At 41.7% G+C, this 24896-nt stretch carries 17 protein-coding genes; 15 read left to right on the top strand and 2 right to left on the bottom strand.

The annotated features are described in order from the left end of the window. The 11 genes from HMPREF1536_RS10775 to HMPREF1536_RS10825 all read left to right on the top strand — a co-directional run bounded on the left by HMPREF1536_RS10775 (position 1) and on the right by HMPREF1536_RS10825 (position 14902). The gene (locus HMPREF1536_RS10775) at positions 1–825 is read left to right on the top strand and encodes an Omp28 family outer membrane lipoprotein (protein ID WP_028728867.1); all 825 of its coding nucleotides are present in this window, start codon (positions 1–3) and stop codon (positions 823–825) included. A gap of 25 nt (positions 826–850) precedes the next feature. Beyond that, a complete protein-coding gene (locus HMPREF1536_RS10780; protein WP_028728868.1) occupies positions 851–1555 on the top strand; it encodes a T9SS type A sorting domain-containing protein in 705 nt (234 codons plus the stop codon). A gap of 20 nt (positions 1556–1575) precedes the next feature. Continuing rightward, a complete protein-coding gene (locus HMPREF1536_RS10785) occupies positions 1576–2670 on the top strand; it encodes a T9SS type A sorting domain-containing protein (protein WP_028728869.1) in 1095 nt (364 codons plus the stop codon). A 132-nt stretch (positions 2671–2802) separates the two neighbouring features. Continuing rightward, a complete protein-coding gene (locus HMPREF1536_RS10790; RefSeq protein WP_028728870.1) occupies positions 2803–3381 on the top strand; it encodes an RNA polymerase sigma-70 factor in 579 nt (192 codons plus the stop codon). Positions 3382–3452: 71 nt separating this feature from the next. After that, positions 3453–4478: a FecR family protein gene (locus tag HMPREF1536_RS10795; RefSeq protein ID WP_028728871.1), complete on the top strand. Its 1026-nt coding sequence runs from the start codon at positions 3453–3455 to the stop codon at positions 4476–4478. Between the two features lie 177 nt (positions 4479–4655). Further along, complete coding sequence (locus HMPREF1536_RS10800) at positions 4656–8015, top strand: TonB-dependent receptor (RefSeq protein WP_081693373.1); 3360 nt, start codon at positions 4656–4658, stop codon at positions 8013–8015. A 22-nt stretch (positions 8016–8037) separates the two neighbouring features. Further along, a complete protein-coding gene (locus HMPREF1536_RS10805; RefSeq protein WP_028728872.1) occupies positions 8038–9510 on the top strand; it encodes a RagB/SusD family nutrient uptake outer membrane protein in 1473 nt (490 codons plus the stop codon). 18 nt (positions 9511–9528) lie between these two features. Beyond that, entirely contained in the window at positions 9529–11085 is a 1557-nt protein-coding gene (locus HMPREF1536_RS10810) for a sulfatase family protein (protein WP_028728873.1), read from the top strand. Then, on the top strand, positions 11082–12440 hold the full coding sequence (locus tag HMPREF1536_RS10815; RefSeq protein ID WP_044192892.1) for a sulfatase family protein: 1359 nt from the start codon (positions 11082–11084) through the stop codon (positions 12438–12440). The genes HMPREF1536_RS10810 and HMPREF1536_RS10815 overlap by 4 nt, the downstream gene beginning before the upstream one ends. 68 nt (positions 12441–12508) lie before the next feature. Further along, positions 12509–14137, top strand: a complete 1629-nt coding sequence (locus HMPREF1536_RS10820) for an arylsulfatase (RefSeq protein WP_225608064.1) — start codon at positions 12509–12511, stop codon at positions 14135–14137. A gap of 216 nt (positions 14138–14353) precedes the next feature. Beyond that, the gene (locus HMPREF1536_RS10825; protein WP_028728210.1) at positions 14354–14902 is read left to right on the top strand and encodes a 3'-5' exonuclease; all 549 of its coding nucleotides are present in this window, start codon (positions 14354–14356) and stop codon (positions 14900–14902) included. Here HMPREF1536_RS10825 and HMPREF1536_RS10830 read toward each other — a convergent pair whose 3' ends face one another. Then, on the bottom strand, positions 14903–16093 hold the full coding sequence (locus HMPREF1536_RS10830) for a dicarboxylate/amino acid:cation symporter (protein ID WP_028728211.1): 1191 nt from the start codon (positions 16091–16093) through the stop codon (positions 14903–14905). After that, a complete protein-coding gene (locus tag HMPREF1536_RS10835; RefSeq protein WP_028728212.1) occupies positions 16062–17528 on the bottom strand; it encodes a Na+/H+ antiporter NhaC family protein in 1467 nt (488 codons plus the stop codon). The genes HMPREF1536_RS10830 and HMPREF1536_RS10835 overlap by 32 nt, the downstream gene beginning before the upstream one ends. A gap of 226 nt (positions 17529–17754) precedes the next feature. Here HMPREF1536_RS10835 and HMPREF1536_RS10840 point away from each other — a divergent pair, with 226 nt between their 5' ends. The 4 genes from HMPREF1536_RS10840 (at position 17755) to HMPREF1536_RS10855 (ending at position 24865) form a co-directional block, all read left to right on the top strand. Continuing rightward, entirely contained in the window at positions 17755–18759 is a 1005-nt protein-coding gene (locus HMPREF1536_RS10840) for a FecR family protein (protein ID WP_028728213.1), read from the top strand. A gap of 120 nt (positions 18760–18879) precedes the next feature. Next, on the top strand, positions 18880–22278 hold the full coding sequence (locus tag HMPREF1536_RS10845) for a TonB-dependent receptor (RefSeq protein ID WP_028728214.1): 3399 nt from the start codon (positions 18880–18882) through the stop codon (positions 22276–22278). A 12-nt stretch (positions 22279–22290) separates the two neighbouring features. Continuing rightward, positions 22291–23934: a RagB/SusD family nutrient uptake outer membrane protein gene (locus HMPREF1536_RS10850; RefSeq protein WP_028728215.1), complete on the top strand. Its 1644-nt coding sequence runs from the start codon at positions 22291–22293 to the stop codon at positions 23932–23934. 373 nt (positions 23935–24307) lie between these two features. Then, complete coding sequence (locus HMPREF1536_RS10855) at positions 24308–24865, top strand: RNA polymerase sigma-70 factor (protein WP_028728216.1); 558 nt, start codon at positions 24308–24310, stop codon at positions 24863–24865. Positions 24866–24896 lie beyond the last annotated feature (31 nt).

Raw genomic sequence — 24896 nt, forward strand, 5'->3', positions numbered from 1 at the left:
ATGAAAAGGAAACATCTATATTATATCTTATCATTATTGCTGCTGGTTGCCGGTTGTGATATTATTGATGAAAAGGATCGTGTTATCCAAACAGACGAATTGCACTTTACCAATAAAATCGTTCTTCTGGAAGACTTCACAGGACATAAATGTGTGAATTGCCCGGTTGCTGCCGACGAAATCGCACGACTGGAAGAATGGTGCGAAGGGCACCTGATCGCAGTGAGTATCCATGCAGGAAGTTATGCCAATACATTCGGTAGCGCCTGGAAAACAGACTTCCGTACAAAGGCAGGCGAAGCATATAACGATTATTTCAAACCGGATGGTTATCCGGCTGCGATGGTCGACCGGGTAGCTTCGAACGGAAAAGTGACAAATAACAATGTTCCGACCTGGAGTTCACAGGTGATTGATCGTTTAAGCGAAGAGTCTCCTGTGGAAATAAAACTGGAAGCCGTGTGGCAACCGGGAATGGAAGAGATAAAACTCCATGCCGCTGTCGATTTTCTCCGGGCAGTAGGAAATGAACCGGTTTTGCAGTTATGGATCATAGAAGATCATATTGTAGATGCCCAGCTGATGCCTGATAATACGATCAATACCGCTTATCTGCACCGTCATGTGTTTCGTGATGCGATAAACTATACCTGGGGAGAAAGCATGGGAACCGGTTTGACGGAAGGTGCTACGATAAAGAAGGAATATATTTATCAGCCGGATATCACCTGGAAAAAGAAAGATTTACAGATCGTGGCTTTCGTGTATGATCGGAAATCACACGAGATTCTTCAGGCTGTTAAGACAGAAATAGAACAGGAATAGTATTAATTATTAAATAGAATGTATCATGATTAGAAAATTAGCATTGTTTATATTGCCAGTACTGCTGTGCTGTATGTCATCCTGGGGGCAGAATGTCCAGTGGGTGTATAACGATAAAGCTCTTGAAGAGGGAGCGGAGGTTACTGTAACGGAATATGATCCTGTAATGGGACAGATGTTGTTGGAATTGGGAATTCGTAACAATACCGACAAGCAACTGAAAGTATCGGTAAGCAAAGACAATCTGGAATTGGCGGAAGGTGGTGCTGTCCAGCTGTGTGTAGGTACTACCTGTTATCCGGGAAGCGTTGTCAAATCGGATGAGTTTACATTGGAACCCAACGAAATGAATACCTCTTTTCATGCTAATTACTTAATTCTGGATGAGAGCAAATACGGGAATAGTACAGTTATCTTTAAATTACTTTCCGGTGATGAAAGCATATCGGTCAAAGTTCATTTCAATTATTCGGGAACTGTGGCAAATGAAAAGATTGGCCTTGATGCCGACTGGAAGATATATGCTTCGGCAGGACGCATTTATGTGAAAGCGCCTGATGCAGAGGATATGGATCTCCGTATCGTAAATATGAACGGGATATCGGTTTATGAACAACCTCTCTCTTCTAATGCTGATATCAGTTCGCCTGTTTTGGCAAATGGTATTTATGTCGTTGCGCTTTATCAAGGAGGAAAAGTTATAACATCCCGGAAAGTATCTGTCAGATAATCTGAAAATAAAGATCGCTTATGAGAAAAATTATACTTTTATTTCTTGTCTTATTTCCTCTTTTTGTCTCCCGTGCACAGGATAATAATCTTCCGCCATTGGAATACCGTCGTGTGGTTGTTGGCGAAGAATTGACTGCTACCTGGTGCGGCTATTGTCCGCGGGGAATTGTGGGAATGGCTGAGATGAAGAAGAAATATCCGGATTCTTTTATCGGTATAGCAGTTCATGACTATAGCTATAATTATGATCCGATGGGATTGAGACCTTATGCAGACGGTTTACTGGGGTTCTTTACAAGCTTGCCTAATATACTTGTGAACCGGCAAAGAAAGGGAGACCCTTATTTCAATCTGGAATCCATGTATAAGTCAGAGATGGCAGAACCTGTCACTTCTGCGGTAACGGTTTCCGTATCTTATGCGGATGAGGAGAAGACAATGTTATCTGCAAATGTTCGAACTAAATTTGCTTTTGATGCAGAAGAAGCACAATATGTATATGCGTTCGTTATCCTGGAAAATGATGTGAAAGGAACGGCATCCGGTTATGCGCAAAATAATAGTTATTCCGGCAGCTCTAGTCCTATGGGAGATTTCAGTTCGTTGCCTTCTCCGGTACCCGCTTCCCGGATGGTATATCAGGATGTAGCCCGTACCATATTCCCCGGATTTGATGGTATGCTGTCAAGTATCCCCGGAAAATTCACAAAAGATGAGGTATTAAGTTCGACGTATGACCTGGAATTACCCCTTAATATACAGAATAAGGATCATATCGAAGTCGTTGTTTTACTGATCGATCATTCGACCGGTGAGATTGTAAATGCAGCTAAAGCTATTTCTCCGGGAATGGCAACAGCTTCAGCTCATATCCAGGAACCGGAGATTGAGGTGGTAGCCCGTCAGGAGGGTTCTTCTTTGGTCATAAATGTAAAGGACACCGATGCCGGTAAGTATTCTATCGAGGTGTATAATGCACAGGGGCAACTGGTAAAAAGGAAAACGATGGAAACCAACAGTCCGGTTTCTTTTGTCCCGGATAATTCAGGTTTGTTCTTTATCCGTATTACAGATGGAAAAAAGACTGTCGTGAAGAAAGTCCTTTATCGGTAATAAAGGAATAAAAAGCCTACATACTTTTTCTGGAAAGGTTGCATGCTATTTGTAAATAGTATGCAACCTTTTATCTTTTTTGTGCTATCATCTGATAATTCTTTTACCTTTGCAAAGATAACTGTACACGTTATGGATAAAGAATCACATCACATCTGTAATCTGAGAAGAGGAGATATAGCATCTTTTGAATACCTTTATAATGTTTGGAGTGGTAAGCTCTACAACTTTGTAATGCGTATATCCCGGGGTGATACCTATCTGACGGAGGAGATCGTACAATCTGTATTTATAAAGGTATGGGAGGGTAGAGAATTGATCGATACAGACAAATCATTCGGCGCCTATCTCTGTACAATTGCCAAAAATCAACTTGTCAATATCTATCAGCATAGAATGTTGGAATACCTTTATCAGGAAAAAATAAAAACAACCGAACCAACTGAAAATACAACAGAGAAAGAAGTGGACTATCATCTACTGGAAGAATATATTGACTCTTTAATCGAACAACTGCCTTCTGCCCGCAGGGAAATATTTATTCTGAGCCGCCGTAAATTGTTGACAAATAGGGAAATTGCCGCGAAGCTCAATCTTTCTGAAAATACTGTCGAATCGCAGTTGACCAAAGCGATTGCTTTCCTTCGTAGCAAGATAGATCGTCACTATAGTATCTCTATTCCTTTGCTTCTTTTTTTGTTCATTGATTAATAAAAGTTAAAACCGTAAACTCGGGTAACGGATTCTATTTCGTTGCCTGTATACTTAATAGACACAATAAAATGGAAAAGACAGATTACATACAATTATTCGATAAGTTTCTGCAAAAGCAGGCTACTCCGGAAGAAGTGCAAACACTTATCCAATGGCTGAAAAGCGAAAGTTCGTTTCAGAATTGGGCGGAAGAAGAGTGGAGCATGGCTTCTTCTACGATGGATGCCCGCCTGCAACAAAAATTGTTGGGACAGATAAAGGCGAAGATCAACCGTGAAAAGAAGGAAGAGCTATCCGCAAAAGAAAGTAAACGGCGTAGTCTCTATTCATGGACAACTCGTGTAGCAGCTGTTGTCATTTTATTGTTGATGACGGGACTGTCTGTTTATTATTATACCATGAGCCGGCAAATTATGGAGGATATGATCGTGTCGGTTGAAAAAGGACAGAAAGCGAATATCGTATTGCCTGACGGTTCTAAAGTATGGGTGAATTCGGATTCCAAACTATCATATGGCAGCCGTTTCAATCAAAAAGAAAGGGTCTTGTCTCTGGAAGGAGAAGCTTATTTTGAAGTGACGCCCGATAAGGATCGTCCCTTTATCGTGGAGACAAAAGAAATGGAAGTCCGCGCTCTGGGTACCAGCTTTAATGTGAAATCGTATGAGGAAGAAAGAAATGCTTCGACTGTATTAAGGACAGGAAAAGTAGAAGTGACGACTGACTCGGATTGCCTTGTCTTAAATCCTAACGAGAGGATCATTTTTAATAAACAAACAAGGCATATGGAAAAAAGTAGCGTAGATAATGCGGCCGATTACATAAACTGGAAATATAATGAGTTGACATTCAATGGTGAAACATTCGAGAGCATAGCTCATACATTGGAACGTTATTACAATACCCGGATTATATTTGAATCGGAATCACTGAAGAAATATCGGTTTACCGGAACTCCCGGCAATACAAGTCTGGAAAGTATTCTGCAGATATTATCTCTCACTTCGCCTTTGACGTATGAAGTAAAGGATAGTGTGATTGTCTTGCGTGAGAATATGAAGGAGAAGGCTTATTATGAGAAAGCATTGAAATAATAATAAATAATACCATGTTTAATATTTAATTTTTATCGATATGGAAAATACAGGATAAATTTATTACAAAAAGAATGGGACAATGCAAGGCACCATCCCATCTCGTAGTTCATAAACCGCACTTGGGATCTTGCAAATATCAAGTGCAATTATAAATACCATTAAGTCTACAAAATTATGAGAATTTTATTAACTAGGGCATATTATGCCCTTAAAAAACGGCAATTTAAGTCAATTAAATTAATCTTACTTATATTGTTGATCTCCCCGTCGTTATTCGCTCAGGTAACGATAACCTTGAAAAATCAATCTATCCGTCAGGCTTTAAAAGAAATCGAACGTCTAAGTGACTATAAGTTCTTTTATAATAATGATTTATCCAGTCTGGATAAAGTTGTTACCCTGTCTGCAAAAGACGAAAGCATAGAGTCTGTTATGAGCAAACTTCTTGCTGGTACGGATATTTCCTACAAACAGGATAATAATAACCTGATTGTCCTTACTTTGAAGGCTACTTCTCCGAAGCAGTCAAACAATGACCAGAAAATAAAAGGTACCGTTGTGGATGAGACTAAGCAACCGGTGATTGGTGCTAATATCGTAGTGGAAGGTACTACGAACGGTACAATTACTGATTTGGACGGAAACTTTTCTTTACAGGTTCCGGAAAATGCAGAATTACGTGTTTCGTATATCGGTTATTTGGATCAGAGAGTTAAGGTCGGTAAAAGTACATCATTACATATTATTTTAAAAGAAGACACTCAAACACTGGACGAAGTAATTGTAGTCGGCTACGGCACAATGAAGAAAAGTGATATAACCGGCTCTGTGGCATCTGTCAAATTGGATGATTTGAAAGAAGGTGCCACGACTTCAGTCGATCAAATGCTTCTGGGTAAGAGTGCCGGTGTAAATGTGGTTCAGAGCAGTGGTGAACCGGGCGGAGGTTTCTCTGTTAATATCCGTGGTGCAAGTTCTATCAATGGCGGTGTTTCTCCGTTGTATGTAATTGACGGTGTGCCTATCGATAACTCCCGTCCAGTATCTCAGGGTTCCATTGTGGGGTTTAGTGATAGCAGAAGTCCAAGAAATCCGATGTCGTCCATTAACCCTGCCGATATTGAATCTCTTGAAATTCTGAAAGATGCATCTGCTACCGCTATTTATGGCTCGAGAGGTGCGAATGGCGTTATCCTGATTACGACAAAGAGCGGAAAAGCAGAAAAGATGAAGGTCAGCTATTCCGGTTCTATCGGGATTCAGAGTCCGTCAAATAAATTGAATCTGTTGAGTGCAACCGATTACAAAAGAGTATTGAATGAAATTATCGATGCCGGGGGCGATAATGAAGCGAATCGGGTTGGAGATATTGCAAATGGTGGTATCGGTACAGATTGGCAGGATGCAGTAACTCAAAAAAATGCAATTACTCACGAACATCAATTGTCTTTTTCCGGAGGTAACAGTAAAACTTTTTACTACACTTCATTCAATTATGTAAATCAGGAAGGTATTGTAAAGAATACCAGTTTTGAAAGATTAGGGGCCAGATTGAATTTGAAATCCGATATTAATGAGAAATTGAAGATTGGTATGAATGTTACCGGTTCTTATATGAAAGATCATTTTGTTGCAAATGGATTTGGTGTAAATGAAAATGCAGGCGTGATGTATACTGCTTATAATTATGATCCAACAATACCAGTTAAAGATAAGGAAGGCAATTATGCTACATCACCTATCTTGACACTAGATAACCCTGTAGCATTGGATGAAGGAATGACATCTTATTCTGATACATATAGGATTTTAGCTTCAGCATTTGGGGAGTATTATATTACTAAAGATTTATTTCTAAGATTGAATCTGGGTACTGACTTTATGAATGAAAGTAGAAAAAACTTTGTATCGAGCCTTACTCAGCAAGGCCGTTTTTATGGAGGTATCGGGTCGAATCAGAATTCAGAAAAAAGTAACTATATAGTAGAAGGTACTGTTAATTATAATAAGACAATAAAGAAACATAGTTTTGGGGCATTGGCGGGAATCTCTTATCAACGTTATGTTACAAGTTATTTGAATAACAGAGCTGCTGATTTTCCGAATGAATCATTAGGAGCGGAGAACCTAAATCTGGGAAATCAGGAGACTTTCAGAATGCAAAACTCTGTGACTGGTAATAGATTGGCTTCTTATATAGGCCGTGCAAATTATTCATTTGATGATAGATATTTAGCTACGGTAACTTTTAGAGCAGATGGTTCTTCGCGTTTTGGTAAGAATAATAAATTCGGTTATTTCCCTTCTGCCGCTTTGGCATGGAGAATCTCTAATGAGTCTTTCCTGAAAGGTGTTGATCAACTCACTTCATTAAAACTTCGTTTAGGCTGGGGTAGAACCGGAAATCAGGAGATCGGAGATTACCCGGCATTAAGTACTTATCAGTCGGCTGGTTCTGCAATATGGGATGGTAAACAAGTTGTTGGTACTGGACCTGCTAAAATTCCTAATCCGGATTTGAAGTGGGAGACAACCGACCAGGTCAATTTGGGTCTTGATTTCGGCGTATTCAATAACCGTATTAACGGTGGAATTGATTATTTTTGGAAGAAGACAACAGATATGCTTTTGCAGTTACCTGTTCCTCAGTCAACCGGCTATAACAGTATTTTATCGAATATTGGAAGAATTGATAATAAAGGTATTGAACTTTTCTTGAACACAGTTAATATCGATACTCGTGATTTTAAATGGGAATCAAATATCACATTTACTTCTATGAGAAATAAAGTAAAAGATTTAGGTGGTATTGATGAAATTATTATTGGTGCAGGTTATACCCATGTTGAACAAGTTGCAATTCGTAAACCCGGATTACCATTAAACTCTTATTATGGATGGGAAGTAGCTGGTGTTTGGCAGGAAGGTGATGATTTCGGTAAAATGAAAGAAGATTATAAACCTGGTGATCTGAAATATGTAGATCAGAACCATGATGGTGTTATTAACGATGCAGATAGAGTGGTTCTTGGTGATTCTTTCCCCGATTTTCAGTGGTCTTTTGGCAATACATTTACCTATAAAAACTTTGATTTATATGTCTTTTTCGAAGGTGTTCAGGGAGTAGATATGTTGAATGGTAATTTAATAGATAGTTATTTTCCCATTAATTTCCGGCGAAATAAATTTGCAGAACCTTATTTAAATAGGTGGACTCCAGAAAATCCTACAAATGAATATCCATCATTTGTAGACCCACTAAAACAAGGACGTAAAGTAGTTAATTCACGTACATTGTCAGATGCATCGTATGTGAGACTTAAAACGATCCGTTTGAGCTATACATTGCCTAAATTTAATAGCCTGATTCAGTCATTGCAATTATATGTAACAGCAGAAAATTTGTTTACAATTACTGATTATGTTGGATTGGATCCTGCTATTAATCCAAATAGTAACTCTAATTTCCGAATGGATTTTAACGCATATCCAAGTGCTAGAACTTTCATTTTCGGAGCAAAAATTGATTTTTAAAGAATAATAAAAAGATAAGTATATGAAATCAATAAATAATATAGCAGTTTATCTGTTTTCTTTATGTGGGTTACTTTCTCTTCAGGGATGTGAAGGTATTCTGGAAGAACCTGTCAGATCAGAATTTACAGAAAGTACTTTACTGGCTACAAAATCAGGTATTGAATCTGTTTTAGCTGATGCATATTCCAAAGATGGAGGAAGTCGAAATATTGTGAAAAGAGGAGAAATGACTACTGATATTTTGTGGCAATCCGGCGGTGGTGAAAATGGAACGGCTGTACCTTTGATCAACTTTCGTTGGGATTCCTCCAGTACATTAGAGGCTTTTGACTGGATGAATCATTGGGAAGAGATCAGGAATGCAAATATAGTATTAGCCAATGCTCCAACTGCTTCTGGATTTAACAGTGAAGAGGATCGAAATGGTTTGTTGGCTGAAGCACGATTTATCAGAATATGGGCCTATTATCAATTATGGGATCAGTTTGGTCCGGTACCTATACGAAAAAGTTTGGATGATCCTCTTGAATTACCCCGTGCAACAGATGAAGAATTCAAAGAGTTTATAGAGTCTGAGTTGAAAGCTCTTATTCCTGATCTTTATGAAACAGGAAAGCAGCCGGCTTATGGACGAGCTCATAGAGGTGCTGCTCAGACATTGCTTTGTATTTGGTATTTGAATACGCATCAGTGGCAAAACTGTGCAGATATGGCAAAAGAAGTAATGTCAAGTAATAAGTTTGCTCTGTGTCCGGATTATAATAAAATGTTCGCTTTGGAAAACGAAAAGAATGAAGAGTTTATTTGGGCTAAAACTTATTTGGCCAATAGTGCCAGTGTCAATATTCTCCTAGCAACGAATTTACCTTGGGACTATTATAAAGGCCTTGATGGTGGTATGGATGGAGTAATTAATGAAAAATGGTCGAATTTTGCTTCTCAATATCGTTTTTATGATGATTTTTATTACAGTTTTGCTCCTGAAGATCAACGTAAAGGACGGATTTTAACTAAATATGAAGATTCAAAAGGTAAAGTTGTAGATTTGCTTGTTGATTATAAAGATGCTACCCGAGGAATGAAATTTCCGCCTGATCCGAATGCTTCAGCCAACAATCATGGTAATGACTTTCCTTATTTCAGGTATGCAGATATTTTATTGGCCAGAGCGGAGGCTTTGAATGAGTTGAATGGTCCTAACCAAGAGTCTGTTGATTTGGTGAATCAGATTAGACACAGAGCAGGTTTGGATAACGTTGCTTTATCCGATTTTAATTCAAAAGATGCATTTGTAGATCAACTAATGAATGAAAGAAAATGGGAATTCTGGAATGAAGGTAAGCGGAGAAGAGACCTGATCCGTACTAATAGGTTTATCAAATGTGCGCATGATCGTGGTATTACTAATGCACAAGATTTCCATGTTTGGTTTCCTATACCCCAGTCAGCTATCGATGCTAGTTCATTACTGAAACAAAACGATGGCTATTAAGCCTAATGTTAGTTTAAAATGAAGTATTGTTTATATACATGTTTGGCTTTGGCTGGTTGGGCAGCAACTTCGGTGTCTGCCCAATCGACAAAGCCGAATATCGTCCTGATCATTACAGATCAGCAACGGGCAGATCTTTGTGGCCGTGAAGGTTTTCCTTTACCTGTTACTCCTTATGCAGATTCGTTAGCATCTCAATCTGTGTGGTTCAATAAAGCTTATACGGCGGCACCGGCAAGTGCACCGGCTCGTTGTTCTTTATTATCCGGAAGATATCCTAGTGCGACTCATGTACGGACTAATCATAATATTCCTGATGCATATTATGAAAAAGATATGCTGGATATGTTAAAAGAGAACGGATACCGTACAGCTTTGATTGGTAAAAATCATACATATCGAAAAGCGGATGAGGCATTCGATTATTTCATCGGTTATGGGCACAGAGGAAAAGATAAACCCGAAACAGAAGACGAAAAAGCGTTGGCACGTTTCCTTAATAATGAAGTTCCGGGGCATTATCTGAAACCAGCTCCGATTTCAGTGGAGCAACAACAACCTTATCAGATTGTGAGCCATGCTTTGGAATGGATTCAACAACAGAAAGATACTCCTTTCTTTATCCAGGTATCTATTCCTGAACCCCACACTCCTTCTCAAGTATGTGATCCTTATTTCTCAATGTTCCCGCCTGAAGATTTACCTCCGCTTTTGACATCTCGTAAGGATTTGGAAAAGAAAGGTGAAAAATACATGGCTCTGGCAGCGTTGGAGGATAAAGCCTGTCCGAATTTGCAACAACAGATACCTCTGCTAAGGAGTATCTATTTAGGTATGGTTCGTATGATCGATGATCAGATGAAACGGTTGGTAGAGGAAATAAAATCGTATGGACTGGATGATAATACACTGTTTATTATTCTTTCAGATCATGGAGATTATTGCGGCGAATACGGACTTATCCGTAAAGGTTCGGGAGTCGCTGAGTCGCTTACCCGTATTCCTATGATTTGGGCCGGATACGGTATTAAGCCGCAAAATAAACCGATGGATGCACATGTATCGATTGTTGACATATTTCCTACATTATGTAGTGTTATCGGGGCAGAGATTCCTGTCGGGGTGCAAGGACGTAGCCTTTGGCCGATGCTGAAAGGGGACGATTATCCTCGTGAAGAATTTTCCAGTATTATGGTGGAGCAAGGATACGGAGGGGAAGACTTTACGATGGAAGAACCTCTCACCTTTGAAAATGCCGGAAGTTGTAGAACAGACGTAGAAGGTAGTTTTGACGGTCTTAATCCCTGGACACAAAGCGGCTCTTTGCGGATGGTGCGAAAAGGCGACTGGAAGTTGGCGATGGATAATAACGGACGAGGGGAACTATATAATCTAAAAGCAGACCCTTCCGAAATAAATAACCTGTTCGGTAATAAAAAATATATATCCGAACAACTTGATTTACTGAAAGAATTACTAACTTGGAACATTCGTTTGCAAGATCCCCTGCCTGTTCCGCGCAGACAATATCCTTTCAAACGGAATCCTTATAATTATCATAGAAGTATACCATGAATAAAGCAATCTTATTATTAACAGCCTGTGGTGGCCTGATCCATACGATGGATGCGACTGCTCAGAAACAGAAACCCAACATCGTTATTATCTATACGGACGATATGGGAATAGGCGATTTATCATGTTATAACAGCGGATGGGTAGCCACTCCTAACATCGATAAACTGGCCTCGCAAGGCTTGAAGTTTAATCATTATTACACCTCGTCGCCTGTGAGTTCGCCGTCCCGTGTGGGGCTGACTACCGGGATGTTCCCTACCGAGTGGGGTATTAACACTTTCCTGCACGAGCGGAAAGGGAATGCCGATTGCGAACAATGCGACTATCTGGATAGTAATGCACCCACGATGGCCAAATCGTTGAAAGCCGCCGGTTATGCAACCGCACATATTGGGAAATGGCATATGGGTGGCGGCCGCGATGTTGACGATGCCCCGCAAATACCCAAATATGGTTTCGATGAATATGTGACGACGTATGAAGGCCCTGATCCTGATCCTCTTATTACAGCATCCAATTGGATCTGGAGTGAAAAAGACAGCATTCAGCGTTGGGATCGTACAGCCTACTTTGTAGATAAGACCCTGGATTACCTGGCTCGCCATAAAGACAAACCCTGTTTCGTCAACCTTTGGCCGGACGATATGCATGATCCGTGGATTCCGTCTTCCGGTTTTTATCCGATCTCCGAATCCTGGGCAAGCCGTAATAACTTCGTAGCCGTACTGACCCAATACGACAAACAGATCGGTCGTTTGATGGAAGGGCTTGAACAACTGGGGATACGTGAAAATACCTTGGTAATCTTCACCAGTGACAATGGGGCACTACCGACTTTCGATAATGCACGAACCAATGGACACCGCGGCTCGAAGAATAGTATCTACGAAGGAGGCGTCAATATGCCTTTTATTGTCAGCTGGCCGGGAACCATCAATGCCGGTGAAACGGACAACGAAAGTGTTATTAACGCTGTCGATCTTTATCCCTCTTTGTGTCAGATTGCAGGAGCCAAACTGATCGAAGGTTTCGATTATAGCGGAGAAGATATGAGCCAAGCATTGCTGGGGATAAAGGAGCAGCGACGTACCAAAGATATGATGTGGGATTTCGGGCGTAACAAATATTTCAATAAACCCCAGAAGAAACAACGGAGTCCGCATCTGGGTATCCGGCGGGGCGATTGGAAACTGTTGGTAGACTCGGACGGGAAAAATATCGAACTCTATGATATCAAAATAGATCCGAACGAAACGACCGATCTCTCGGCCAAACATCCGGAACTTTGTTCGGAACTGAGCAAGAAGGTGATCGACTGGTATTTTACCAAGAGAAAGGTACGGACAAAATAGGCTAGTATCAATACATATATAATTGTCGTATGAATAAAAATATTTTAAAATTAGGCTATCTGGGAGCAATGGCAACATTGGCTCCCGGTTTGTCTGCCCAACAGGATTCCCGTCCGAATATCCTGGTGATCCTGGCGGATGATATGGGATTCTCCGACCTGGGGTGTTATGGTGGAGAGATCCATACTCCCAACCTGGATAAGCTGGCAGCAGAGGGGCTTCGCTTCACCCATTTTTATAATACAAGCCGTAGCTGTCCGACCCGTGCATCGTTGTTGACAGGGCTTTACCAGCATCAGGCAGGTATCGGACGTATGACCTTCGACGATAATCAGCCGGGTTATCGCGGTACGATGACACACAACGGAGTTACCATCGCCGAAGCTCTGAAGGAAAACGGTTACCAGACAGCCTGGGTCGGTAAATGGCATATTGCTGAAACACCTTTGCGCCCCGATCAGCGTCAGTGGCTGGCACACCAGGTGCAGCACGATGAATTTGCACCCAAAGATAACTATCCGATCAACCGTGGTTTCCAGGATTGTTACGGTACGATCTATGGAGTAGTGGATTATTTCGACCCGTTCAGCCTGATCAGTGGAGATAAGCCGGTGAATTCTGTTCCGGATGATTATTACAGCACGATCGCACTGGCCGATACGGCAGTCGCCTACGTGAATAAATATGCGGAAACCGATAAGCCTTTCTTTATGTACCTGGCTTTCCACTCTCCGCACTGGCCGTTGCATGCATTGCCTGAAGATATAGAAAAGTATAAGGATACCTATAAAGACGGTTGGCAGGCTATCCGCGAAGCCCGTTACCAGCGGATGAAAGAAATGAAACTGTTCGGTGATGCCGATAATTTCCTATCTCCCCGCCAGTTCTCCGACTCCTGGGAAGAGAACCCGACCAAAGAATGGGATGCCCGTGCGATGGCAGTCCATGCAGCGATGGTAGACCGTATGGATCAGGAGATCGGCCGTGTGATAGAGTCGCTCCGCAAGAACGGTCAGCTGGATAATACCCTGATCCTCTTTATGTCGGACAACGGTTGTAGTAACGAGGACTGTCAGAATTATTCGGAAGGGGAAAACGACCGTCCGGCAGAAACACGCGATGGCCGTAAGATTGTTTATCCGAAAGAGAAAGAGGTAATGCCCGGCCCGGAAACGAGTTATGCTTCAGTCGGAGCAAGATGGGCGAATGCCGCCAATACCCCATTCCGTTTCTGGAAAGCGAAATCGTATGAAGGAGGAATTTGTACCCCGATGATCGCCCACTGGCCGAAAGGGATCAAGCAGCCGAAAGGAAGTGTTAATACGCAAATGGGACATGTGATGGATATCATGGCAACTTGTCTGGATATCTCCGGTACAAAATATCCCACCGAATATAACGGCCATAAGATAATTCCCTTGGCAGGCGAGAGCTTGAACCCTATATTTAAAACCGGTACACGTAAAGGGCATGACGAATTATGCTTCGAGCATTTCAACGAGAAAGCCCTGATCGACGCTTCAGGCTGGAAGATCGTCTGGCCGAACAGTACGAAAAGCTGGGAACTGTACAACCTGAACGAAGACCGCAGCGAAATGCATAATCTGGCTGACCAGTATCCGGATAAGGTAAAAGATATGGTAGCACGTTATCTGGAATGGGAGAAAGACTATATGGTTGTTCCCCGTCCTGATTAGTGAAAAAGCATATCGCAATATCTAAAAAACTACTTAGTAAGTAAATGCACGCCTACTTACTAAGTAGTTGTTAACTTACTCGATAAGTAGACGGATGTCTATTTATTAAGTAGATTAAAGCTTACTTATTAAGTACTTTTTTTGTTCTTTCCCGGCGCCTTCGTGTTCCAGTGTTTAAAAGATCCTATCTTTGTAGAAAATAATGATAAACGCTATATGGAACGCTTCGCCGCAATAGATTTTGAAACAGCCAATGGGAAACGCTGTAGTGTATGCAGTGTCGGGGTTGCTATTATTGAGGATAACAAAATAATCGACCAGGTATACAGCCTGATCCGTCCTTATCCGAACTACTATACCCAATGGACTACGGCTGTTCATGGCCTGACACCGGCCGACACGAATGACGCACCCGATTTTGAAGAGGTGTGGGAAGTGATCTCTCCTAAGATTAAAGATTTACCATTGGTTGCCCATAACAGCCCCTTCGATGAAGGATGCCTGAAAGCTGTGCATGAAACGTATGAACTGGCTTATCCGAAATATCAGTTCTATTGTACCTGCCGTTTGTCTCGAAAAATGTATCCTTTCCTCGTCAATCATCAACTGCATACGGTAGCCGCCTATTGTGGTTATGATCTGAGAAATCACCACCATGCGATGGCGGATGCCTATGCCTGTGGCCATATCGCTGTTGCGATGATGCGCGAAAAAGGTGTGAAAACCTTGCAGGAACTACTCGAAGAAGTTACCCGCAAGCGTTAGCTATTCAGATACGTTGGCGGTAGATTGCTGTTTTCCCGCAATCTTGTCCACCACCACTGCGATAGCCCCGTCACCTGTCACGTTGCAGGCCGTACCGAAACTATCCATCGCAATATATAAGGCGATCATCAAAGCCTGTAAAGTCTCGTTGAAGCCCAGCATGCTTTGCAGTAATCCCAAGGCTGCCATGATCGCTCCGCCCGGAACTCCCGGAGCGGCTACCATCGTTATTCCCAGCATCATAATGAAACCCGCCAGGCTTGCAAAAGTTACCGGTTCTCCGGCCATATACATAATAGCCATCGCACAAGCTGTAATTTTCATCGTACTACCCGAAAGATGAATAGTCGCACATAACGGGATAACAAAAATAGCAATCGTTTCCCGAACCCCGTTCTTGATCGTTTGGGCCAGTGTAACCGGGATCGTCGCGGCCGACGATTGTGTGCCTAATGCGGTAGCATAAGCCGGCAGCATATTTTTTAATAAGCGGAACGGGTTTTTACCGCTGACAGTTCCTGCAATAGTAAACTGAATAAGTAAAAGCAGCACGTGAAGAACGAATATCACCACGATCACTTTCAGGAACATCGTTATAATACTCATTACCTGTCCGCTGACTGTCATATTCAGGAAGATACCGAAGATATGCAGGGGAAGCAAAGGAATAATAACCGCTTCGATCAGTATGGTAATGATTTTCTGGAAGTCGTTGAAAGCCTCACGCAAAGCATTCCCGCTGATATAAGAAAGCCCCAACCCGACTGTAAATGATAATAACAAGGCTGTCATTACATCCATTAATGGCGGCATACCTACCGTGAAATAAGGTTGTAGCATGAAATCTTCAGGATTGTCCATCGCTGTAAGTTCTGCGTTGGCAGGTAAGATATGCGGGAAGATCGCCGAACTGCTGAAAAAGGTAAAGAATCCGGAAAATATCGTTGACCCGTATGCTATCAGGGCAGTGATAGCCAGCAATTTCCCTGCGCCTTTCCCCAGATCGCCGATGGCAGGCGTTACCAATCCCAGGATGATAAGAGGGATGGAGAACGAAAGGAAATTCCCGAATAACGAGTTGAAGGTTACAAAGATACGTGCGATACCATTCGGCAGGAACTGGCCGAACAACACACCGGCTGCAATGGCAATAACTACTTTAGTCAGTAGCGATACTTTCAGTCTTTTCATTTGTCCGCTTGATTTTATACCCGATGGCGGCAACCGTTATGCTCATCAACGGGCTGATTAGATTAAAGAAACAATAAGGTAAATATGTGAGCGTGGCAACACCCAGGATGGTAGCCTGCGTCATACCACAAGTATTCCAGGGAACAAGAACGGAAGTAACTGTCACCGAGTCTTCCGTTGTACGGCTCAGCAGGCAGCTTTCATATCCTTTCTTCTGATAGATATCCTTGAACATATTTCCGGTAAGGATGATCGATATATACTGGTCGGCCGTGCAGATATTGAGGAACAATCCCGACATGGCGGTGGATGCCACCAGTCCCACGGTACGTTTCATAAAACGGATAAATACGGAAGTGATACTTCCCAGCATTCCGCTGGCCGTCATAGCCCCGCCGAAACACATCGCGCAGATGATTAGCCAGATCGTGTTCATCATACCGCCCATCCCACGGGTGGAAACCAGGTCGTTCAAATCCGGATTACCGGTCTGAATCCCTGTGCTTCCGTAAAACGTCATAAGCAAGCCTTTGAACTGCGATTGCATATCCTGCACGGGTAAGCCGGATATTTCCTGTAATAAATGCGGTTGGAATATCAGGGCAAATATACCGGCCAGTGTTGTCGAAATAAACAGTGTGACAATGGAAGGTACCCGTTTGGCTATCAATATCCCGGTAACGATCGGAACGATCAGTAGCCAAAAGGAGATATTGAACGTCTCTCGGAGCGAAGCAGAATACATGGCAATCTGATCGCTGGCTGTCGCTTCATGTGTAAAACCGGCTATGGTGAAGATCGCCAGTGTGATAAGCATGGAAGGGACTGTCGTTATCATCATGTATTTGATGTGCTTGAACAGCGGAGTATCCGTTACCGATGCAGCCAGCACCGTCGTATCCGAAAGCGGAGATATCTTATCCCCGAAGTAGGCACCCGAAATAATCGCCCCGGCAATCCATCCCACTTCAAATCCCTGCGCTTGCCCGATACCCAGCAAAGCAATACCGATCGTGGCAATCGTCGTCCACGAGCTCCCCGTCATAACGGAGACGATCGCACAAATAATACAGGTCGATGCCAGAAAGAAACTCGGATGAATGATCTGCATTCCATAATAGATCAATGTCGGCACCACCCCGCTTATCATCCAGCTACCCGATAACGCTCCGATAATCAACAGGATGATCAAGGCCGTAGCCACCCCGGTAATATTATTGATCATTGCCAGCTCGATCGTTTTCCACCGCACTTTACTGTATCCCATAGCAATGAGACAGCAAACGGCTGTAGCCGTGAGCAAAACAACCTGGCTTCCGCCGCTCAGGGCATCACTGCCGAAGGTACGGATAGTGACAAACAGGAGTGCAACCAATACAAGTATGGGAACGAGCGAGAGTAAGGGTGAAGGTATCTTAGCAGGAGTATGATCCATTATAAATAAGTGCTTATGAATTTTGAGTGCAAAAATACGGAAAAATAATGTACATATAATACTCGACTTTTCATTTTATAATGGCTTTTGAAGACTTTGCTAGTATTAACATTCAGATAAATATTCAGGATTTATGCAAAAAATATAAACACTGATATACCCGCCTTCCTCTTTTTTGCGCCTTTAATTAATGAGTGGGGAAATTCCCGCTTTTTAATTGAAGAAAATGGATCAAATAGATAATTATATACAATCTTTTCTGGATGGCTCTCTGAACGTGGAGGAACATACGGCTTTACAGCAATGGATCAAAGCGAATCCGGAGAATAGAACTTATTTTCATCATGCGGTGAGTATCTGGAAGGCAGCCGGAATAGTTGCGAATGCAGATGGATTTGATGTGGAAAAAGCGATCGGGCGTTTTGATAAAGAAACCAAGCATGTTACAATAAAACGAATAGACCGCTATAAGTATGCCCTGCGAGTTTCGGCTGCTGCTATCATCTTTTTATTAGGCGGAATATCTTCCCTTCTCTTTTGGCAGCAACCCGAACAAATTATACCTGCCGTTGTACAAGAGTATAAAGAATACGTCGTTGAAGTTCCGCTTGGAGCAAAATCGAAAGTCACGTTTCCGGACGGATCGGTGGTATGGCTCAATGCAGGCAGTAAACTGACATACGATTCGAATTTTGCGAAAGAATCGAGAAGTATCGAACTGTCGGGAGAAGGCTATTTCGAAGTAAGCAAGAATAAGGAATTACCCTTTGTGGTAAATACCGGAGAACTGGCAGTAAGGGTTCTCGGTACAAAATTCAATCTGAAATCCTATGAAGAAGACTCGGAGGTGAAAGTAACCCTCAAGGAAGGTGCGGTGAAGGTCGGAGATTTTCTGGCCGATGCCGCCCCTATCGTGTTGCAACCGAACCAACGTTTTACATTAAAAAAGGAAGACCTGACTGTCTCGGTCGACTCGGTAGATGCCAGCCATATCGATAACTGGCGTAACGGAGCGATGGTGTTCGATAAAGTATCATTGGAAGAGATCACAAAAGAATTAAAACGCCTGTACGATATACCTGTCCGGATAGAAAACGAGCGGCTGAAGAAAATAGTCTACTACTCCGATTTCCAGGAGAATGTAACAATAGAAAAAGTATTGGAGATACTCTCTTCCGGCAATAAGTTCAGATATGAGGTGAGGCCGGAGCTTGTCAGAATTTATAATTAACAGAAGTTTAATCAATTAAAAAAGAAATTGAATGAAGTAAATGTATTTGAACCACGGGTGGATAGAATTTCCGGCCCTTTTGCGAAGTAATTAAAATGTTAAATCTTAAACAAGTGAAGTATGAAAAAAACATTTAGAAGATCTGTTCAGGCCTTATTGGCTACAAGAGCAGGACGTCTGGCTAACCTGGCTGGTGTGTTACTGGTTGCCGGAACGCTCACTCTTAGCGCAAATACGTATGCGACTGAACATATGCTTTCCTTAAATCTTAAAAATGCCACGATCCGCGAAGCTATTGAGTCGATTAAGAGTCAAAGCGAGTTCTCATTCAGTCTGGATGTAAAAGACTTGAATCTGGATGAAAAAGTATCTGTTTCCCTGGCGAATAAATCGATTGATGAAGTGCTGGCCGTTCTGTTCAATGGGCGGAATGTTCGTTATGAAATCAACGATCGCCATATTGTAATCACTCGTGCCGGAAAAGTCGGACCGGAGTCAGTGATGCAACAGACAAAACGTATCACAGGTCGTGTTATGGATGCAAATAGCGAACCTGTTATCGGTGCAAATGTCGTAGTAGATGGAACGGCAATCGGAACGGTTACGGATGTGGATGGGAACTTTACATTGGATATTCCTGAAGGTGCTACATTGAAAATTTCTTATATAGGTTATATCGAGCAAAGTATTCCGGTTGGGAATAAATCTGTTGTCTCTGTTATCCTGAAAGAAGATTCACAGGCACTGGATGAAGTGGTGGTGGTGGGTTTCGGTACACAGAAGAAATTGAATTTGACAGGTGCTGTAACGGCCGTGACGGGTGAAGAGATGGCTAAACGTCCGGTAACAAATACTGCAACAATGTTACAGGGCCAGGTGCCGGGATTACGTGTAAATCAAGGTTTGGGTACTCCGGGTGACGAGTCTACCTCTTTCCGTGTACGTGGTCAGGGCACTTTCTCCAGTGCCGGTTCAGATCCATTGGTTTTGATTAATGGTGTGCCCGGTAGCATATCTAATTTGGATCCGAGTGTTATTGAAAGTGTTTCCGTGTTGAAGGATGCTGCTTCAGCTGCGATCTATGGTGCCCGTGCGGCTAATGGTGTTATTCTTGTTACAACTAAACAAGGTGCGGGTGTCGGTGATGGTAAAGCACATATTGCATATCATGGAAATGTGGGTTTATATAATCCGACTCGCATGTATGATCTGGTTACTAACTCTGTCGAATATATGGAACTATATAATTTGGCACAGAAGAATTCCGGAACGGGTAAGGCTTATACACAAGAACAGATCGATGCCTATAGAAATGGTGGAGGCAGCGAACAGTATCCGAATTTCGATTGGTTGGATTATATGTTCAGGACGGCTGTCGTTCAGAATCATAACTTGTCTATTGCTGGAAATTCAGGAAAAACGACTTATAACGTCGCATTGAATTTTGTGAATCAACCGGGAACTTTAAGAGGATTCGAGTATCAGAAATATAACGCGACAGTAGATTTGACTTCCCAGATCACAGATTTTATCAAGATCGGTACTTATACCAGTATGATGTATGGTGATCGTTCTCAGCCACGTCAGGGACAGGATGATGTTTTGTTATCAACAATGTCACAAGCTCCGACCTATATGCCGTGGTTGCCGGATGATGGATCCGGTGTGCGTCGTTGGACAGGTTCCGCTTATTCGCACGAAGACCATAATAAAAATATGCCGGCCATTATTGCATCGAATACATCTAAGAAATTCCAGAATTTTGATATCAATGCTCAATTATGGGTTGAAGTGAATCTGGCAAAAGGATTGACATGGCATACGAAAGGTGCAGTCCGTCTGGAGTCTAATAAGTCAAAAGAATGGGGAGGTTCGGATGAACCTGTTTACGATTACCATACAGGTGTAAAGACTGGAAATCTGGATAAAGGAAGCAATGGTTTGACGGTGGAAGATCAGCGTCGTTTTTATCAAAATCTGTACACCTATTTGAAATATGATTATACGACTCCGAATACCGATCATAATTTTAATATTATGGCAGGTTACAACCAGGAGTCAGAGAAATATGAAACATTGAAAGCTTATAGGAAAGAGTTCGCTTTTGATCTTCCGGTTATCGATGCGGGGTCTAATGCAAACTGGTCTAATGGGGGAAAGCAGGAAGAATGGGCTATTCAGTCTGTGTTCGGCCGTTTGAACTATAACTTTAAAGAACGTTATTTGTTTGAAGCAAATATGCGTTATGACGGTACTTCCCGTATTTCATCTGAAAACCGTTGGGGTATTTTCCCCTCTTTTTCTGCTGGATGGCGTCTTACGGAAGAAGATTTTATTAAAGGGTTGAATCTTAATTGGTTGAATAATGCCAAGTTACGTGCTTCCTGGGGACAATTGGGTAACCAGAATATCGGTTTGTACCCTTATCAGGCTATGATAGAAAGTGTTTCCAATTATCCGTTTGATAAAAAAACAGAAACTGTCGGTTATCAGCAAAAAGCCTATGCAAATCGTGATATAAAATGGGAAACAACGACTATTACCGACATAGGTGTCGACTTACAAGTATTCAATGGCTTAACTATGACTTTTGACTGGTATAAGAAAACCACTTCCGATATTTTACGCTCATCACAAGTGTCTTACTTATTGGGACTTTCTGCTCCGACTGTAAATAATGGAGAAGTTGAAAATAAGGGTTTTGAAATCGCATTTAACTATAATAATATGATTTCAGACGGCGTTTTCAAAGGTTTGCAGTACAATGCCGGTGTCTATTTCGATCGTTCAAGAAACAAACTGACTCAGTTTGGTGCGGAAGAAATCGATGGTTATAAACTGAGAAGAGAGGGACTTCCTTATAATGAATATTATATGTTGGAATGTATCGGGGTTTTTGCAACGGAAGATGAAGTGAAAAATTCTCCGAAGCAGTTTAATGATAATACATTGCCGGGCGATTTGAAATATAAAGATCAGAATAATGACGGTGTAATCGATAATGACGACCGTGTCCCGATGTCCGGACGTTTTCCGGGGTTTGAATATTCGGTAAATGCCGGTGTAAGTTGGAAAGGTTTTGATTTATCTTTATTAGGACAAGGTGTTTCCGGAAAGAAATGGTATACGACTGACTGGGGGATGCAACCCTTCCGCCAAGGTTCTGCTCCTACTCGTGAATATATAGAAGGCATGTGGACAGAGGAAAATCCTTATAATGCAGAGCATCCGAGATTATATAACGATAATTTGGGAGGTAATAAGAATACAAGGGCAAACAGTTATTTCTTACAGAACGCCTCTTATTTCCGTTTGAAAAATTTGACTTTTGGATATACTTTGCCTAAATCTGTTACGGATAAGGTTAAAATGTCGAGAGTCAGAGTTTATTTCTCCGGAGATAACTTGTTGACATTTACAAAATATTATGGTTTGGATCCTGAACGTAATGATGACGGTCGTGCAGCCCAGTATCCTCAGAACCGGATTTGTTCATTTGGTTTGAATGTTGAATTTTAAAAGTAGAATGCAATGAAAAAAGTAATAAATATAATATTGGCTTCGGCTTTATTGGTGGGTTCTACGACATCTTGTAGTGATTTCTTACAGAAAGATCCTCCTTCTTCACCATCACAGTCTATTTTCTGGCAGAAGAAAAGTGATTTCGATTCAGCATTGGCAGGAAGTTTTTCCATGATGTATGAATGGCCCGGAGTTATGTCACAGATTGTAGCTTGTTTTGATAACCTGACAGATAATTCTATTTGTCAGCATAATGAGTCTACTTATGGTAGTTCACAAACAATCGCATTGGGTGATTTGGATCCGAATACCGGCGGATATGTTTCTTATATGTATGATCATTGTTACAGAGGCATTGCCCGTATTCATTTGGTCATGGAGAATCTGGAAACTTATCAGGGTGCGGATATGTCGGAAACAGACAAGAGTTTTATTCTGGCGCAATGCAAAGCGTTGAGAGCTTACTATTATTCCTGGTTGTATCAGTGTTATCGGGAAGTTCCTTTGGTGACGTCTTCTTTGACAACGGAAAATATGTATCAACCGAAAGCTACCCGTGCTGAAGTGTATACTCAGATTATAAAGGATTTTGATGAGGCAATCGCAGCTTTGCCCGATAAACCATATTCGGATTCACAGATGAGCGGGTATTTTACTCCGGGAGCGATGAAGGCGTTTAAAGCTCGCTTAATGTTGGCCGAAGCTTATGATGATAATGGTAATGCGGATGCATCAAAAATGGGTACAATCGTAACGTTGCTGGAAGGTATTCAGGGATATGAACTGGCGGATAGAATGAGAGATAACTTTATTTCTGCGCAACAGTTAGCTTCTCCTGAAATCATGTTCTCTGTTCGTTATTTAGCACCTAACACTACACATAGTATGGACTTGTACTACGGGGCGTGGACAACATGTGGAGTAACCCGTGATTTGGTAAATGCTTTTGAATGTACGGATGGTTTGAAATGGGGGGAATCTCCATTGACTGCAACAGTTGATGAATCGTTGTTAGCAACGGGATCCTTGTCGGACGCTAATAAGGCTGAAAGAGAAAAATTGTTTTCTGGTGCAGGTGGAGTTCATATTCGTGATCGTCGTTTGTATGAAACGGTTTGCCATAGTGGAGTAGCCATTTTCCCGGATGAAGGATATGAAGAAAACGGACCAATTACAATAACCAATCAGATGCAGACTGGTTTCGGTATGATGAAATTACTTCAGCCGACTACAGAAATGCCAAGTTATTCAACGATCTCTGATGCAGATGTTGTTATTCTGCGTTATGCTGAAGTATTAATGATGATTGCTGAAGCTGAAAACGAAGCAAATGGACCGACTCAAAAAGTTTACAATGCCGTTAATAAGGTTCGTGTACGCTCTGGACAACCGGAATTACCTGCAGGCCTGACAAAGGAGCAGATGCGTGAGCGTATTCGTAATGAGTGGCGTGTCGAATTTGTATTTGAAGGTCATCGTTACTTCCAGTTGAAACGTTGGAAATTGATGGAAAAACTGGTGAATGGAGCGGCAGATCCTGCTTTACCTACTTATGTGAAGGTATTTAAGCCGGCATTCTATTATTTCCCGTTACCACAAAGTGAAATCGATAAAGCAGGTGGCGTTTTGGTTCAAGATTCGAATTATAAATAAGTACCTGCTTCTTGACGCCGATAGACAATGCTGAATGAATAGGCTTGTTTTGTTATGTAAATCGAGCGTGTCTATTGAAAATTAATAAGTGTAGATGTGTTTTATGGTGACTAAAAAAAACGGTCCTTTTTTCTAGTCGTTTTTGTGTTGATCAAATAAAGTCGATTCTGAGCTTTAAAAGTACTAATAATGTGTGATATACCATTCAATTTAATAGTGTAAAATTCAAAAGATTTTCTTGAAAAACAGTGACTAAAAAAAACGACCGTTTATTTTAGTCATTCATGGTTTTTGTTAAAACGTCATGTGATATTTATTGTGTTGATATTTAGATGGATAAGTAGGTTTGTGGCATTATCTATAATCTGTTAGGATGGATACTCGTGATGAATTAGTGGAGTTGCAGCAAGGAAATCATAAAGCTTTTGAATTCTTATTCAGAAAGTATTATGTCCTTCTGTGTTATGAAGCACGTTCTTATATCCTGGAGAAACATATAGTCGAGGAGCTGGTGGGGGATGTTTTCCGTTGGTTATGGGAGAACAGGGACACGCTGGAGATCACGACATCCATCAGGGCATATCTTATCAAAGCTACTCATAATGCCTGCTTGAGTTATCTAAGGAAAAATCAACTTCAGTATATAGAGCTGGAAGAGGTAAAAGACAAAAATACCTTGTTCTCGCTGGATGAATCCCCTCTCGATTATGTTTTGTCCAGGGAACTGATAGAGCGGGTCGACAAAGCGGTGAAGGAATTGCCCCCACAGTATAAAAAGGTCTTTGAGCTTAGTCGGTATAAGAACCTGACCTATGCTGAAATCTCTGCTGAAATGGGAGTTTCCGTAAATGCAGTGAAATTATATCAGAAGAAAGCCCTGGCACAGCTTCGTCTGGTACTGAAAGACTATCTTCCCGCCTCTCTCGATTAGGCTGTATGTACGAAAATCGTTATTATTTATT

It is taken from the genome of Parabacteroides gordonii MS-1 = DSM 23371, assembly GCF_000969825.1.
GTDB lineage: Bacteria > Bacteroidota > Bacteroidia > Bacteroidales > Tannerellaceae > Parabacteroides > Parabacteroides gordonii.

Bases quoted from the DNA above. Each gene is read 5' to 3' on its own strand.
- HMPREF1536_RS10775 (WP_028728867.1), top strand. From the start codon at position 1: ATGAAAAGGAAACATCTATATTATATCTTATCATTATTGCTGCTGGTT.
- HMPREF1536_RS10780 (WP_028728868.1), top strand. From the start codon at position 851: ATGATTAGAAAATTAGCATTGTTTATATTGCCAGTACTGCTGTGCTGT.
- HMPREF1536_RS10785 (WP_028728869.1), top strand. From the start codon at position 1,576: ATGAGAAAAATTATACTTTTATTTCTTGTCTTATTTCCTCTTTTTGTC.
- HMPREF1536_RS10790 (WP_028728870.1), top strand. From the start codon at position 2,803: ATGGATAAAGAATCACATCACATCTGTAATCTGAGAAGAGGAGATATA.
- HMPREF1536_RS10795 (WP_028728871.1), top strand. From the start codon at position 3,453: ATGGAAAAGACAGATTACATACAATTATTCGATAAGTTTCTGCAAAAG.
- HMPREF1536_RS10800 (WP_081693373.1), top strand. From the start codon at position 4,656: ATGAGAATTTTATTAACTAGGGCATATTATGCCCTTAAAAAACGGCAA.
- HMPREF1536_RS10805 (WP_028728872.1), top strand. From the start codon at position 8,038: ATGAAATCAATAAATAATATAGCAGTTTATCTGTTTTCTTTATGTGGG.
- HMPREF1536_RS10810 (WP_028728873.1), top strand. From the start codon at position 9,529: ATGAAGTATTGTTTATATACATGTTTGGCTTTGGCTGGTTGGGCAGCA.
- HMPREF1536_RS10815 (WP_044192892.1), top strand. From the start codon at position 11,082: ATGAATAAAGCAATCTTATTATTAACAGCCTGTGGTGGCCTGATCCAT.
- HMPREF1536_RS10820 (WP_225608064.1), top strand. From the start codon at position 12,509: ATGGCAACATTGGCTCCCGGTTTGTCTGCCCAACAGGATTCCCGTCCG.
- HMPREF1536_RS10825 (WP_028728210.1), top strand. From the start codon at position 14,354: ATGGAACGCTTCGCCGCAATAGATTTTGAAACAGCCAATGGGAAACGC.
- HMPREF1536_RS10830 (WP_028728211.1), bottom strand. From the start codon at position 16,093: ATGAAAAGACTGAAAGTATCGCTACTGACTAAAGTAGTTATTGCCATT.
- HMPREF1536_RS10835 (WP_028728212.1), bottom strand. From the start codon at position 17,528: ATGGATCATACTCCTGCTAAGATACCTTCACCCTTACTCTCGCTCGTT.
- HMPREF1536_RS10840 (WP_028728213.1), top strand. From the start codon at position 17,755: ATGGATCAAATAGATAATTATATACAATCTTTTCTGGATGGCTCTCTG.
- HMPREF1536_RS10845 (WP_028728214.1), top strand. From the start codon at position 18,880: ATGAAAAAAACATTTAGAAGATCTGTTCAGGCCTTATTGGCTACAAGA.
- HMPREF1536_RS10850 (WP_028728215.1), top strand. From the start codon at position 22,291: ATGAAAAAAGTAATAAATATAATATTGGCTTCGGCTTTATTGGTGGGT.
- HMPREF1536_RS10855 (WP_028728216.1), top strand. From the start codon at position 24,308: ATGGATACTCGTGATGAATTAGTGGAGTTGCAGCAAGGAAATCATAAA.